Annotated in this window: 15 protein-coding genes; 14 read left to right on the plus strand and 1 reads right to left on the minus strand. The window is 44.0% G+C overall.

What is annotated here, in order from left to right; translation table 11 throughout:
* Positions 1–351 precede the first annotated feature (351 nt).
* From HUG15_RS02585 to HUG15_RS02635, 11 genes are all read left to right on the plus strand, one after another.
* Positions 352–1344 (plus strand): NAD(P)/FAD-dependent oxidoreductase, encoded by a 993-nt coding sequence (locus tag HUG15_RS02585; protein ID WP_246516466.1) that lies wholly within the window; start codon positions 352–354, stop codon positions 1342–1344.
* A 55-nt stretch (positions 1345–1399) separates the two neighbouring features.
* Positions 1400–1630 (plus strand): ferredoxin family protein, encoded by a 231-nt coding sequence (locus tag HUG15_RS02590; RefSeq protein WP_200126787.1) that lies wholly within the window; start codon positions 1400–1402, stop codon positions 1628–1630.
* A 71-nt stretch (positions 1631–1701) separates the two neighbouring features.
* Complete coding sequence (locus HUG15_RS02595; RefSeq protein WP_200126789.1) at positions 1702–3543, plus strand: AMP-dependent synthetase/ligase; 1842 nt, start codon at positions 1702–1704, stop codon at positions 3541–3543.
* A 29-nt stretch (positions 3544–3572) separates the two neighbouring features.
* A complete protein-coding gene (locus HUG15_RS02600) occupies positions 3573–5324 on the plus strand; it encodes an ABC1 kinase family protein (RefSeq protein ID WP_200126791.1) in 1752 nt (583 codons plus the stop codon).
* A gap of 313 nt (positions 5325–5637) precedes the next feature.
* Positions 5638–7407 carry an AarF/UbiB family protein gene (locus HUG15_RS02605; RefSeq protein ID WP_200126793.1) on the plus strand — a complete coding sequence of 590 codons (1770 nt, stop codon included), beginning with the start codon at positions 5638–5640 and terminating at the stop codon, positions 7405–7407.
* 25 nt (positions 7408–7432) lie between these two features.
* Positions 7433–7750 carry a hypothetical protein gene (locus HUG15_RS02610; protein WP_200126794.1) on the plus strand — a complete coding sequence of 106 codons (318 nt, stop codon included), beginning with the start codon at positions 7433–7435 and terminating at the stop codon, positions 7748–7750.
* 195 nt (positions 7751–7945) lie between these two features.
* Positions 7946–8821 carry a DUF6230 family protein gene (locus tag HUG15_RS02615; protein WP_200126795.1) on the plus strand — a complete coding sequence of 292 codons (876 nt, stop codon included), beginning with the start codon at positions 7946–7948 and terminating at the stop codon, positions 8819–8821.
* Between the two features lie 48 nt (positions 8822–8869).
* Positions 8870–9457 carry a DUF6230 family protein gene (locus HUG15_RS02620; RefSeq protein ID WP_200126796.1) on the plus strand — a complete coding sequence of 196 codons (588 nt, stop codon included), beginning with the start codon at positions 8870–8872 and terminating at the stop codon, positions 9455–9457.
* Positions 9458–9497: 40 nt separating this feature from the next.
* Positions 9498–10010: a DUF6114 domain-containing protein gene (locus HUG15_RS02625; protein ID WP_246516467.1), complete on the plus strand. Its 513-nt coding sequence runs from the start codon at positions 9498–9500 to the stop codon at positions 10008–10010.
* 36 nt (positions 10011–10046) lie between these two features.
* Entirely contained in the window at positions 10047–12284 is a 2238-nt protein-coding gene (locus HUG15_RS02630) for a coiled-coil domain-containing protein (RefSeq protein ID WP_200126797.1), read from the plus strand.
* A 151-nt stretch (positions 12285–12435) separates the two neighbouring features.
* Positions 12436–12594 carry a hypothetical protein gene (locus HUG15_RS02635; protein WP_200126798.1) on the plus strand — a complete coding sequence of 53 codons (159 nt, stop codon included), beginning with the start codon at positions 12436–12438 and terminating at the stop codon, positions 12592–12594.
* A 269-nt stretch (positions 12595–12863) separates the two neighbouring features.
* Here the strand turns inward: HUG15_RS02635 and HUG15_RS02640 are convergent, their stop codons facing one another.
* Positions 12864–13199: a type II toxin-antitoxin system death-on-curing family toxin gene (locus HUG15_RS02640; RefSeq protein WP_200126799.1), complete on the minus strand. Its 336-nt coding sequence runs from the start codon at positions 13197–13199 to the stop codon at positions 12864–12866.
* A gap of 565 nt (positions 13200–13764) precedes the next feature.
* Between HUG15_RS02640 and HUG15_RS23595 the strand changes: the two genes are divergently transcribed.
* The 3 genes from HUG15_RS23595 (at position 13765) to HUG15_RS23600 (ending at position 14675) form a co-directional block, all read left to right on the plus strand.
* Positions 13765–13833, plus strand: coding sequence for a hypothetical protein (locus tag HUG15_RS23595; RefSeq protein WP_425504044.1), 69 nt, complete (start codon positions 13765–13767; stop codon positions 13831–13833).
* On the plus strand, positions 13821–13967 hold the full coding sequence (locus HUG15_RS02650) for a hypothetical protein (protein WP_200126802.1): 147 nt from the start codon (positions 13821–13823) through the stop codon (positions 13965–13967). Before HUG15_RS23595 ends, HUG15_RS02650 begins: the two co-directional genes overlap by 13 nt.
* A gap of 477 nt (positions 13968–14444) precedes the next feature.
* Positions 14445–14675 carry a nucleotidyltransferase family protein gene (locus HUG15_RS23600; protein WP_200128810.1) on the plus strand — a complete coding sequence of 77 codons (231 nt, stop codon included), beginning with the start codon at positions 14445–14447 and terminating at the stop codon, positions 14673–14675.
* Positions 14676–15317: the final 642 nt, after the last annotated feature.

The raw sequence follows: 15317 nt of genomic DNA on the forward strand, positions 1-15317 counted from the left end.
CTAAAATAAGTGGAATGTTGCATTTAGAGGGACGGCAATTCTGTTCCCGTTCCTCAAAAAAGAAGAAAACGGCATCTAGAGGGACGACAAACCCGATCTCATCCCTTAAATGGGGTGGATTCGCTTTGAATGAATCGATGCAGTCTTTTGATAGGAGTAAATCCGACTAGCTTTTTAGTCCATGTTTTGCATAGATATCTGACTTTTATGCAGTCAAATCGGGTTTTACAAGTTCATCGAATTATAGGATCACACCATAGGAAAGAACTTTTGAAACATCAACTAGTTTTTCAATTATAGACTTCGGTGACGAACCAATCTAAATTTATAACGTTTGGAGGTGGCCGAATCTTGAACGATCATGCCATTGACCTCTATGATATAACCATTATTGGCGGAGGACCTGCAGGCTTGTTTACTGCTTTTTATGGGGGCATGCGTCAGGCAAAAGTGAAAATTATCGAGAGTATGCCGCAACTGGGCGGGCAACTTTCCGCCCTCTATCCCGAGAAGTATATCTATGATGTTGCCGGTTTTCCGAAGGTTCGCGCTCAAGGCCTTGTGGACAATTTGGTTGAACAAATGCAAATGTTTGAACAAACCGTTGCGCTTGATCAATCCGTAGAGAACGTCAATAAGCTGGACGATCAAACATTCCGAATTGAAACCGATAAAGAGACGCATTACTCACGGACGGTTATTATTGCTGCCGGTGTCGGCGCCTTCCAACCCCGCAAACTCAAAATCGAAGAAGCCGAACAATATGAAAACAGAAATCTCCACTATTTTGTAGACAATTTGGGTGCTTTCAAAAATCAAGAAGTCCTTATTTGCGGAGGTGGAGATTCTGCTGTTGATTGGACGTTAATGCTTGCCAATGAAGCAAATGTTACGCTTACGCATCGTCGTGATAAATTTCGCGCGCATGAGCATAGCGTCGCCGAATTGCAATCGGCGCCCGTCAATTTGCACACGCCTTTTGAAGTGAGTGAACTTCGAGGCAATGGTGAAAAAATTAATCAAGTCGTCCTTCAAGAAGTAAAAGGAACGGACCAAAAAGTGGTGAATGTTGATAACGTCATTGTAAACTACGGATTTATTTCATCCCTCGGTCCCATTAAAACGTGGGGACTCGACACGACAAAGAATTCTATTATCGTAAATTCCCGAATGGAAACAAATATCAAGGGGATCTACGCAGTCGGGGATGTTACCTCTTTCGATGGCAAAGTAAAGCTGATTGCCACCGGATTTGGCGAAGCCCCAATCGCTGTTAGTAACGCCAAAGCCTATATAGATCCTAACGCTCGCTTGCAACCCGGGCATAGCACGCATATGTTTTAGCCGATGTGAAACGTACAGTTTTTATTGTAATTTTTTCCTGAGATAGGTGAGAAAAATGCCATTTGTCATTACATCCCCGTGTGAAAATGAAAAAAATAGCGCTTGTGTTGATGTATGTCCAGTCGATTGCATCGAAGAAGGCGAGGATATGTTCTATATCGACCCGGACATTTGTATAGATTGTGGCGCGTGCGAGACGGTTTGCCCGGTGGAGGCTATTTACCCTGACGATGAAGTGCCTGAACAAGAAGCAAAGTATATCGAAATAAATCGAAATTTCTTTTAGGGAAATCAGGGTTGGAAAAGCTTTAAAAATGGATTGGAGAGAAGCCTGACACAAATACAGGAGGGCTTTCAATGGACGCGAATAATTTAGTGGAGATGCTGAGTCAAACCGTAGAGCGTTATCCGGACAAAGAGGCATTAATTTGGAAACAGAGCAGCGGTTACACGGGTATGACGTACCGGGAATTCTGGAATACAATCCGCAATGTAGCGTCTGGTTTGCATCGGCTCGGTGTGAAGCCGGATGACAAAGTTGCTATTTTGTCAGACAGCAATCAGATTTGGGCAATTTCCGACTTTGCCATCGCTAGCCTAGGGGCGATTAGCGTTCCGGTTTATCCGACTCTTCCATCCAATCAGGTTTCCTATGTTCTGAACAACGGGGACTGTACGGTTGTCATCGCCGAAGATGATGAACAGTTGCAAAAAGTCAAGGATGGGAACGCGAATGTCCAGCATTCGATTGTGATGAAACCCGCCTCCGGTTTTACTTCCACTGACAATGTCTCTTCTTTTTCTTCTTTGGAAGAAGATGGCGCCTATCACCCTTTGAAAGATTGGGAAGAGCAGTGGAGGGCGATTAAAGGTGACCGGTTAATGACGATCATTCATACGTCCGGTACGACCGGTGCTCCTAAAGGGGTGATGCTTACCCATGACAATTTTTTGAGCCAAATGAAAGCCATTCAATTTTGGGTGATGGAATTAAAAGCGGAAGATATTCACCTCTCTTACCTCCCGTTATCGCACGTGTTCGAACGAATGGCAGGACATTTTATGCCTCTCATGGCCGGAACGACTATTGCTTACGCCGAAAGCATCGATACGATTCAGGATAATTTGCAGGAAGTAAAGCCGACGATCATGACGAGCGTCCCGCGATTGTTCGAGAAAGTGTATGCGAAAGTGGTCGATCAAATTGAAAGTGGCTCTCCTATGAAACGAAAAATTTTCAATTGGGCGATTGATGTCGGGAAGGAAAGATATGATTATTATTTAAATACGCCCGTGCATGAGTTGGTGCTTAAACCAATGCCGAAAAAACTCCAAAGTCAAGTGGCTCGCGCGGATCGCTTGGTGTATCAAAAAATTAAAGAACGGCTTGGCGGCAGGATGCGCGGGATGGTCGTGGGTGGCGGAAGTCTGAATCCTGACATTGCCAAGTTTTTTTGGTCACTTGATATTCCAATATTGGAAGGATACGGATTAACCGAGACATCCCCGGTCGTGACGACGAACCCAATGACGAGAGCTAAAATCGGGACGACCGGAAAACCAATTCCGGGTTGCAGAGTACGTATCGCTTCCGATGGAGAGGTACTCGTAAAAGGGCTCAACGTCATGCAAGGCTATTATAAAAATAAGGAAGCAACGGACAAAGACATCGTGGACGGTTGGCTCCATACCGGAGACATCGGGGCATTCGATGAAGAAGGCTATTTGAAAATCATCGACCGTAAAAAACGAATTCTCGTATTGTCCACCGGGAAAAATGTAGCCCCGGCTCCGATTGAAAGCGCGATCAACGAAAGCCGTTACATTGAATTTGGCGCTGTGGTTGGGGACGGCCGTAAATATGTAGCCGCGCTCGTCACTCCCGATATGGAAAACTTACTTCCGTGGGCGAAACAACAAGGAATTCAAACCGAATCGAGGGTGGAACTGTGCGCACGTGACGACGTCCAACAATTGTTGATGGATGAAGTTGCCCGTCACACAAATGCTTATGCTGATTATGAAAGGCCTAAGAAAGTGGTCACCATTGGCGATGAATGGACCGTCGACAGCGGAGAATTAACCCCGAAATTATCACTGAGAATGAAGAATATAGAAGAGAAATATAGAGAACACATTGAAAAAGCGTACGATGAAGCATCCATCTCTGCCAAAGAAGTAGCTGCAGGAACCCAATAGACAACACGGAGAGGGGGAGAAACCACGCCATGGCTGTTTTAAAAGAGGAAGATAGAGAAGCAAAAACAGGTGCCATCCGTGCCGAAATCGAAAGAGAAAAAGCGAAAATAACCATTGGGAAACGACGCCGAAAAATCTTTTCCGTATTTGCAAAACACGGATTAACGTATCTGCTCAAAGACACCTTGAGCTGGAAACTGGCAGGAAAGCAAAAGCGCAGCCAACAAGAAGATGAACACCTCAGACAGATCGGTGCGCGCATGCGCACCGCGTTTGAAGAACTTGGCCCAACATTTATTAAACTCGGCCAAGTATTGGTTACCCGCCAGGATCTGCTCCCGGCTCCGATCACACAGGAATTGGAAAAGTTGCTCGACAAGGTACCTCCAATAGGATACGACTATATTCGATGTATCGTCGAAGAAGAATTTTCCGACGGAGTGGATCGATTCGAATGGATTGATGAAACCCCTCTTGGATCCGCTTCGCTGGGACAAGTCTATAAGGCTGGGCTAAACGACGGGACAACGGTTGCCCTGAAAGTTGTGCGTCCGACTGTGGACAAATTGTTCCAAACCGATATCACCGTAATTAAAAAGATGACCGCTCTTTTGCAAAAGCGATTATCTCCTGAATTGGCTGTCGCTCTTGACCTCGGCGCATTGGTCCGGGATTATTACAGCAGTGCCATGGATGAATTGGACATGACCGAAGAAGCCGGCAAGATGAGGGAAGCAACCCAATATCGAAAAAGTACCTCATACGTAAACGTTCCGGAGGTTTACGATGCAACGAAAAATGTACTGATCATGGAATATATTGACGGCTGGTTGATTAAAGACTTTCCGGTCGATTTTTTGACCTTTGAAGAACGGATGAAAATAATGATTGATCTCGTCCATCTTTATATTCAACAAATGATGGACGGCCACTATCATGCTGATGCTCACGGATCCAATATCATGATTAATAAACATACGAGAAAAGCGGTCATCATTGACTGGGGAATGACCGGACGCATGGACAGCGTGATGGCCCATGTACTTATGAGGGCAATCATGCAAATTCAATCCAACCAAGCAGAAGATGTTGCCGAGGTATTTATGGAATTGATGAGCCCGACCATTTACACCGACGTAACCAAACTGAAAGATGAGATGAGAAGTCTTTCCCTGCACTACGTCAATACCGCCCAGGGGAGTGATCGATACAATTATGGACGACTTGTCATGGAAATGACGTCGCTCGGGATCAAAAACTACTGCAAGGTCCCTAATGCTTTGGCTTTGTGGGCAAAAGGATTTTCTGCCACTGAAGGAGCGGCTCGATGGATTTGTCCGGAAATTTCTTATGGACAAGTCATTGAAGCGTATGAGGTTCCGATTTTAAAAAGCATACTGGGCAAACGGTTCAATTATCGTTCGAATGCAAGCTTCGTGGCGGAAACGTCGAAGATGGTGGCGACACTTCCGCGCCGCACAAATAAAGTGATGGAGAATCTCGCGGATAACAAAGTGCAATTGAACCTTCAAATTCAGCCGGATAAAGTCACTCGCAATATGTTGAATCAAATCGCCAATAGATTGGCGCTGGCGTTAGTGACCTTCGCCCTCATTGTGACCAGCGGCATTGTGATAAGCAGTATGCCGGAGGCAACAGTTCTGGGATTGTCTGTGGAAACGATTGCGAATATAGGATTAGGAACGTCCATCGCAATGGTCTTTTTTATGTTTGTGCGATTCATTCGTACGCGAAAACACCGATCTCTTTTATCTCGGTGATAAGCGCCCGAAAAACTCCGCTACAACCCCGTAAGCGGTAGTTAACGGGCGACTAACACCCCGATTCGTTCAACTAACCATCTGAGGAGGAAAAAAATCTCCTCAGATGGAGTTTCACTTCATAGCACCCCCGTCATTTGTAGGGGGGTCTATAGTAATAGATACGTCATATGTAGGGTATTCATCTATCGTTGTTAGTGGTATGTTATTTATAAGAATAAGAGGCTCCATGCTCCCTTCAAAAAATGAAAGCGTTAACAAATAAAGAAAGGGTCATGCGCCTCGCTGAAATGGGAGGGGAGAAATAAAGGCAATGGGGATTGTAAAAGAACAGGCTCCGGAAAAAGAAAGTCAGGAAGAACGGGAAGCGACAGTGAAAGCTGTCCGTCAGGACATTGAAAAGGAAAAGGCAAAAATCACAAAGGGCAAAAGACGCAGAAAAATCGTTTCCGTTTTTGCAAAACACGGATTAACGTTTCTGTTGAAAGACACCCTGTTTTGGAAGTTAATGGGGAAGCAGAAACGGAGCCAAAAGGAAGATGAACACCTTCGTCAAATTGGTGCACGGATACGTATAGCTTTTGAAGAACTGGGACCGACCTTTATTAAGTTGGGACAGGTATTGGTCACCCGCCAGGATCTTTTGCCGGATCCGATCACACAGGAACTCGAGAAGCTGCTCGATCAAGTGCCTCCGATTGGATATGACTACATGGCGTGTATCATTGAAGAGGAGTTTCCGGAGGGCGTGGATCTGTTTGAGTGGATTGATGAAGTACCACTTGGCTCTGCCTCATTGGCACAAGTCTACAAAGCGGAAATGAAAGACGGAACGACAGTTGCCTTGAAAATTGTACGGCCAACAGTGGAAAAACTGTTTCAAACTGATATTACCGTCATTAAGAAAATGAGTGGGTTATTGCAAAATCGCTTGTCTCCGGAATTGTCTGCAGCCATCGATATAGGATCATTGATTCAGGATTATTACAGCAGCGCGATGGACGAACTTGACATGATAGAAGAAGCAGGAAAAATGCGGGAAATGACAAAATATCGGAAAAGTACGTCATACGTAGATGTCCCGGCGGTTTACGAGGCGACGAAGAACGTCTTGATCATGGAACACATTGATGGTTGGATGCTTAAGGATTTTCCGGTCGACTTCCTTACATTTGAAGAACGAACGAAGATTATGATCGACCTTGTCCACCTTTATGTTCAACAACTCATGGATGGGCATTATCACGCGGATGCACACGGTTCGAACATCATGATCGATAAACACAGAAAAAAAGCCATTGTCATCGATTGGGGAATGACCGGGCGCATGGACAGTGTCTCGGCATTTGTGCTCATGCGTGTAATTATGCTTATTCAGTCCAACCAGGCCGAAGACGTTGCAGAAGTGTTTATGGAGCTGATGAACCCGACGATTTATACCGATCCGGTTAAATTGAAAGATGAGATACAAAGCTTGGCACTTCATTACGTTAACTCCGCGCAGGGAAGTGACCGTTACAATTACGGTCAGCTAGTCATGCAGTCGACAGCTATCGGCATTAGTAATTATTGCAAAGTCCCGAACAGTTTGGCACTTTGGGCAAAAGGCTTTTCCGCAACAGAAGGGGCAGCCCGCTGGATCGCCCCGGAAATCTCTTATGGGAGAGTGGTGGAAGCGTATGAAATTCCGATTTTAAAAAATATCCTTCGATCGCGGTTTAACTACCGGTCCAATGCGAGTTTAGTCGCTGAATCGTCAAAGATGGTGGCCACATTTCCGCGACGCGCCACGAAGGTGATGGAAAATCTCGCGGAAAACAAGTTTCGCATGAACATGCAACTGCAACCGGACACCGTTATGCGCAATACGCTTAACCAAATCGTCAACCGTCTGTCTTTGGCATTGATTACATTCGCCATTATCGTGGCGAGCGGCTTCATCATCGCGAGTGTACCGGGGGGGACCTTTTTGGGTATGAGCGCGGTGACGGTTGCAAATATCGGATTGGTGACTTCGCTTGTTTTCGTCCTATTCATCCTTTGGCGCTTCATTCGGACACGAAAACACCGATCACTACTGTGAAAAATTAATGGAGGAGGCATACGTAATGTCTGAAAAAAATGAAAACATGAGCATGCAAGAACGAATTGATTACTTTTACAGACAAAGCGGTGGTCCCGGAAACCCGGAAATTGAAAGGATTCTAAAAGATCATTTGTTGAATGGCAAAGACCACGGGATACCGGGGCAAAAAGAAGAACCGAAGGACGCGTTTACGGAAGTGTTCCTCAGTGACCATTCTACCCAGCCGATCGTAATGGGGTTCATGAAAATGCGATTTGCCATGAAGGAACAATGGGAGGCTTATTTAAACGCAAAACAGACAGATTACAGCCAATTGGATAAAATGAAAAACATGAACTGATCGAGGCGCCGCAAAATGTAGGGGTTTTTTATGTCGAATGAACGGCCTTAGGAAAAATTTAGTATGAATGTCTTTATTTTTTGACAATACGACACTTATAGAATGGTTTTTAAATAGGCGTGTATTATAATGAAGTTGACATGTGCAGAGGGAGCGTTCAGCTCCCTTACACCCAACAAAGGAGGTGGCAGCAAAATGGAAGAAACCGAAAGAATGGCTTTCGGACGAACCGTGAAAAAAAGAGTGTTCGCTGCCCTTGTTGCCGGTTTTCTGCTGCTCGGGGGCATGGTGGCTACTTTAGGGATGACCGGAACCGCCTTCGCGTTGCCGTTGGGCGGAATTGGGGACTTTAATGTGAGTTTTGACGAATTGGAAGGAGAAGGATTTTCCCTGAACCCGAATATCGGCGAAACAGGCGATGCGGATGCCGCTCCTTTGGTGCGAAACCAAATTGACAGGGCGACCATCGATGGGTTGCATATTTACAAGGACTTACCTATGCCGGGCGGCGATTGGATTCGAATTAACATTGCTGCTTCTGAGCCTACAACAATCGAGGGGTTGGTGCAAGATGCCCGTTTTGTTGACGCTGATTTGAATTTTACGGAGATGGGTATGGGTCAGACGAATACATCCGATATGTCACCGGAAGACGCTTTCCGGGAGAATTGGTCGTCTGACGCGGATACAGTCACGATTACAGACGGAGAAATTATTACGAGTTACTTATTCCAAAACATGGTCAGCTTGCAAGGGGCACAAATTTACATCGATTTTATCGACGAACCCGACAGTGGTGCTGGCAGCCCTCCGTCAATAGATGATTCCGGCACAGCATCAACAACGACAGGTGATGGCGGCGGCAGCTCCATTGACACGAGTGACAGCGACAGTGACAGAGACGGAGAAAGCGAAACTGCCGCGGGTCCGGGAAGCAGTGGGGATAGCGATGCCTCGGGCGGAGCACTTCCGTCAACCGCTGGGAATACTGTGGTCATGATTTTAATTGGGTTATTTGCAGTAGCGATAGGCAGCGTGTTTGTGTTCAGGAAAAGGATTTTTGCCGCGTAAGACATGTAAATAATGAAAATATAATTATGATTAAAGAGGTGGGACGTTATGCAGGAAGAAACAGTAGCTGTTGGACGGACAGTGAAAAAGAGGTTTTGGTCAGCAATAGCCGCCGGCTTTCTAGCATTCGGCGCGATGATCGCTGTGTTTGGCATGAATATGACAGCGGTTGCATTGCCACTCGGCGGAATGGGTGACTTTTATGTCGAACTTGATGAACTGCAAGGCGAAGATTTTCATTTAGCGCCGCATATCGGCGAAACAGGTGAGGCGGATGAAGCCCCCATGATCCGTAATGAAATTGGAAGTGTAGATATCACAAATTTGCACATTTATAAAGATTTGAGATTGCCGGGAACGGAAAGTTGGATCCGAATTAACATTACCTCCCCGAGCGTTTCCATTGATGGACTCATTCAAGATGCCCGGCTCATTGATGCCAATCTGGACTTTAACAATTTGGCAATCGAACAACGCAACACGGAAGAATTTACGGAAAATTGGACGCAAAACGCGGATACGATCACAATTACAGACGCTAAAATTGTAACCGATTATTTGTTCCAAAGTGTCGTTAGCCTGGAAGGTGCAGAGATATCGATTGAAAACATCGATGAACCGGAAATGACCGAATAAAAAAGCAATCATCCACAAAAGTGGAAAGGGGGCTCCTATCATGAACAGCAAGAAGGAGGAAAGAATTCAGAAAAGGGAGCAAAAAAATCAGGTACAATTGGAGAAAAGACAATCGAAACTGGTGGATGCCGGTCGGTTTAAGCGTTGGAGAAATCGCAGGCCATTCTGGGGAGCAACGTTTACGTTGCTCGCCGGTTTAATGATTTTGTACATTCCGCTCCACCTTTACGCGATTGCTTTTGCGCCCGGAAGCTTGGCGTTTGTCGGCTTTTTGTTCGGTGGACTCGTCATAATCATGGGTGCGCTCGCGTATATTTATCCGCAATTTTCCACCATTTTCGGTGTCGTTACGATTTTTCTGTCCATTCTTTCCATAATGGGTGCGCTCGGAGGGTTTATCGTCGGAACGATCGTTGGGATCATCGGCGGAGCCCTTTGTGTCGGATGGAGCATGGAAGAAGTGGAGGTTGACGAAAACCACTCCGGAGGGAAGAAAACGAAACGATCGAAGAAAGCGAAAGAAGATGAAGGAACCGTTACAGCATCTACATGAAACGTGCTAAAATCGGCAGGTTTAGGGGAATTTTATATGAAAAACAATCGCAAACTTCATAAACTCATCTTTAACATAAGTATGGTCTTCGTCCTCATTATCGGTCTTTCTCTCCCTACACCTGTTTCGCATACAGCCTTGGCGGAAGAGGAGGAAGACGATGAGAGCGGATTCTTAGTAGAGGTCGATAAGGTAGATGGGCAAACGGATATTTTTGATTTAATCTTGGATCAAGAACTTAATATGGATGAAGGGGAGCTCACAGGGGTGACGATCATCCAAGAATCAGTGGCGGCTGACGGTCGGACGCTCATCGTTAAAATCCATTCGGAAGGGCCGGTACCCGTTGAAAATTTGATAGGGGATGTAGAGGAGGTAGTTGAACTTGATGTTGCAGGGGGCCAATGTGCTCCTAGTCAAGCTCACTGGACATGTTTTGAAGATGTCGTTTTGCTCCTCAGTTATCAAGCAGTCGATACCATTTCCTTGCCGGACTCGACGGTTGAAGTCTGTTTTGAGGGAGAATGTGCAGGCGCGGGTGATGCCGATGGGATGAACATGGACATTGACGATATCGAACTCGAAGACATGGACATGAACAGCCTTAATGAATTAGTGGACACGGTTGATGAAATGGTTGATGACGCCCAAGGGTTGCAGCAGGCCATCGACGATGAAGGGCAAGTAAGCGCTGTTAAGCAGCGGTTGGATGAGGCAGAAGATGCCGTTGGACAACCTGATATGCTCCCTGATTTAGCAGCCGGCATCAACGGTGCACATGAAATTTTGGATGAAAATGTGACCGATCTCGGGATCATGACCGCTAATGCAGATGACACATTGAAACAAGTGTCTAATCAAGTAGATTTATATGCGGAAAGGATTGAGCAGGAAGAAGAAGAATGGAGTGAAGAATGGGGCATCGAGCCTGAAGAATTTGAAGCATATCTCGACGAATTGGACACAGATGAGGTTGACGAAGAAGAACTGCCGGATGTCGACATCAGTGAATGGAAAGAAGAGATCTCTAATCTTCAAGAACGGATGTCAGATACCTACGGCAACGTTGAAGGATTAAACGAGCAAAGGCAAGAATTTACGAAAGAACTTGAAGACTTCCATGCGGGCGCACACGAGTTGGCAGGTGCCGTTGAAGAGGCAGACGGTTATTCCGATGATCAATTGGATGATGTACGCAAGGACTTGGATGTTGCTGAACCGGGCAAAACCGTTGAAAAGCAAATGTTCCAAGTAAATCAAGCATTGGAAGAACCGGCATCACTTGATGAGTCTGAGAAAATCGAGGAATTGACGGAAGAAGCAACGGAGGGACTTGAAGCGTCCGGAATGTCTGTTGAACTGGCTGAGGACATTGGGCAACGAAGTGAAGAAATGGATGAGAGCATGGCTGATGTGTTGGAAGAAGCCGAGCAAGACATGGACCGGCAATCAGAGCAAATGGATACGATTGATTCGCGATTGAGCGAATTGTCCGAGCAAATCCGCGTTCCTGAGCAGCTTGCCGAAGAATATGAGCTTAATTTCTTGCCAGAAGAAGAACAAAACGGATATAGAGTTAACATGCAAGGCAACATAACCAATTGGGAAGAACAATTCGAGCAATTATTGGAAAACATGAACAATCATGATCTCCAAAACGCCTTGCAAACAGAATACGAGGACATTCAGCAACAATTGGCGGCATTACGAGCCGACGTTCAGGAAATGGAAGAAGAATTCTCCGAAGAAGAACTGAATGCCATTATGGAAAACTTGGAGGGCGAAGGTGGAGAAGCTTTTGATGAAGAAAGGGAAGAGTGGGAAGCTCAACTTGAAGAAGCCCTTCAGCGTGGGGACGAACACGCACAAGTCGTTCAAGCAATCCTCGAAGATGCAAACGCTGAAATCGACGATATGAAAGCATTGTCCGCCGAACTGTCTGAGCAATTTTTAGGTATGGATTCCCTAAATGACGAAGAAGCCGATCAATTCGAGGACTATTTGCTGCACCTGCATGAGCAAATGGATGCCATGGTTGAACCTGCGATCGAATTGCAAAACGAAATCGCAATAGCAGAAGACTTACAAGAAGCGCTTGATACAAACAGTGAAGAACTTGAGCAGTTGAAAGACACCATTGCCGAGGTCGATGCACTAAGAGATGACTTGGAAGATTTGCAAGATAATCTAAACGAGTTATCGTTTACAAGAACCAATGAATTTATCGAAGAGATCCAAAATATCAGTGAAAACATCGCAGATTGGTTTGAATAGTTTCGTTGGATCTACCGGCCCGGCGATTTGTATAAGAAATTGTCTGGGCCGAATTTATTGGTTGAGCCTGGTTACGGCGGATGAACCAAGCATCCCGGAAAGTGCCAGATTAAGCTAGCGGAAGAAGAATCCCGATAAGGAGGCGAAAGTTATGGAGTTCATGATGACCTCTAATGTACGTAAGGGGATAGAAAAAGTGGCAATTAATTTACTATCCAATGGTATAGATGTACCGAAAGTCGCCGAATTAACAAAGTTGACCGAAAAAGAAATTAAGGAGTTAAAAAATCAACAAAATGGAAATGATTAATACAGGTTTCTGAACAGAAGGCTCCTTACTCCAAAAGGAGTCTCCTTCTAGCCCAAGTTTCGGCTAAAAAGATTATTTGGTCACTACAATCTTTGCGATGGGGGCATGGATGACCATTGACGGCCAGGCATTTCTGAACAAAACGAAAATGTCACTGAATTATAAACAAGCATAAAAGATGAGCCGCTTCATCATTCAGATGGAGCCCATTTTTATAATTTGAACTTATGTTCCTGAATAATTGAACTTGTTTCCGCAAATGTGATTTCTTACGTAACCACGTCAACCGTGAAATTTTCTTGCTCTTTTTGGCTCGTCATTTCAAAATCATAACCGTTATAATACAAAAATTGAGTGAGAGAAATAAATGCCGTCCGTTTATTTGCGTTATAAAACGGGTGATTTTGCGCCAATGATTCAAAAAGCGCCGCTGTCTTCTCATAAACAGTCGGATAGGCATCTTCTCCGAATGCGGATTGTTGAGGACGATACACCGCCGATTCCAATAAATCGAGCGATTTAACTCCAATGGGTTCACCTGGCGAATATTTAAGAATGATGTATTGATTAATCGCTTCAACTTCTTTGACCGTTAAAAAGCGCATTATCGATCAACCAATCCTCTTAGTGTTTCATCATGCTTTTTCGTGTTTCGCTCTAATACATCGAAAAAGTCAAGACTTATATCCTCCGGCAATTCAATCTTTTGGCTTTCCTCAAATGCAAGTATAAATGCAACACCTTGGGCTAGGCTGTCATTGCCGTCTATCAGTGCAAAGCTCCTTTCGGAACAACGTTCCATGCGCTTGAGGGGTTATTCGGGATAATTAGAGGGCCAGAAGGAGGAACACTTCATGTTAGTGTACGTAAAAAACAAGCATGGCGAGTCAAGATACTTTGGAGGGACATAGCATTTTTCGATTAATCCATGGGTGTCCATTGGGCATTCGTGGCGGTCATATCGAAGTATCCTTAAAGAATGTTATATGAAGTATGAATCAGCTAAAAGATATGATAGGATAATGAATAAAAATCACCTTTAAAAGTGTGGTGAATCCAATGGCGTTACTGAAGAGAGATTCGAATAATAAACGTCCTCCCGAAGAAGAAATCGCCAGAGCGATCTCAGAGTGAGGACAAACGGTTATACCTAAAGAATTCCGAGAGTATTTGGAAGCTCATGATGGGGATCAATTAGAATGGTCGGTGAATGAAAAGGAGAGGTCGTGGTCACGGTAAAGAAAAAAGAAGATATTATGGATTTGTATGGATCTTTGTCGGTGCACGAACAGAACGAGCGTGATTTTGAAGAGATTTTAGGGAGCTCTAAAAAAGAACGGTTAGAAAAAAGAAAAACTCATATTGCATGTTAATCCATTTGTAATAGAAGAGTGTGTGTTTGTTTTACAAGGGAACGTGTATGGATTCCTTCGTCAAGACATTTCCGAACATCTCCGCCGATTCTTATCTCTCAAAGGGATCGAGTGTAAAGATAAATAATCGCTAATTCAAGCCTTAAAGAATTACAGCCGAACGAATGTGGATTTTGCAGAAGCATATATACCTGCTTATGCGAAACACAAGAGACCTGAAAAAGTCATTATATTTAATGTGAAAGGCTTCAGAAAGGTATATGTGGAATTTTTTTCACCCGAAGAGGTGTTGAGAAATTCGGAACAATAGTAAGAAAATTATGTTTTATCGATAACGGTAACATATCTTAAATAATCGACAAAAGCTGAACAATAAATTAGCGCTGATTAAGTGGATTGAGGTGAAAAATATGGTCAACGGGAATATCAAAGCGCTTTATTAATGAATTGCAATAATATTGTACAAATAACCATCAAATAGAAAAACTTGTTTTATTCGGATCCCGAGCAAGAGGTGACTATCGCAAGTCTTCTGATATCGATTTGGCTGTCTTTACTAATAGTTCACATTCTCAACAAAACTTAATGGAACAATCTATATATGAACTCCCTACACTATTAAAAATTGATGTGGTTTTCATGAGTCGGCTATCTAAAGAAAAGATGATTTCAAACATTCTAAAAGAGGGTGCCGTTATTTATAAATGAGGAAAGGCTCTTCGAGAAACTTGATGATTATAGATGCGCAAGTAGCAGGCTTAATGAAGCAACGAAATTCATCTTATGGAATACTTTGATTCGGTCAGTAGAGTCCGATATTTTCTCAAACATATTCCCTCGATATAACACAGGAAACTCGTTATGTGTTAATTGTATCCTCGAAGCATTGATTTGAGTTCCGAGAGAATAAATGCGACATCTTTCTGATGTAATGAAACACACGTGCCATATTTTTATGGTGCGTGTGTTTGTTTTTGGGTTTTAGAAGCCTGATTTCAATAATACCTCCCCACAAATGTAGGGGGGTATTTAATTCATAATTTTTAAAAACCCGTCATTTGTAGGGGTAGCCTAAAGTACCTGGAACTATTATACTAATAAATAATGTGAATTTTTTGAACGGATGCGATGGTTAATCTATAAAACTTACTTATGTAAAAGTTGTGTACCGTTGAGTCTGAAAAACAGGTATGTAAGCATGAAATAATCACATCAACTCTAACTATTTTTAACATTGATCTGTCATTGACACTTGATTGTAGATAATTTCACCTCCCATGAAAGCGCTAATATTGCATAAATGGAAAGTAGCGTTAATTCTTAAGTAGTAACTCTAGATTAACCGATCGC

Source organism: Salicibibacter cibarius (assembly GCF_016495725.1).
Classification (GTDB): domain Bacteria; phylum Bacillota; class Bacilli; order Bacillales; family Marinococcaceae; genus Salicibibacter; species Salicibibacter cibarius.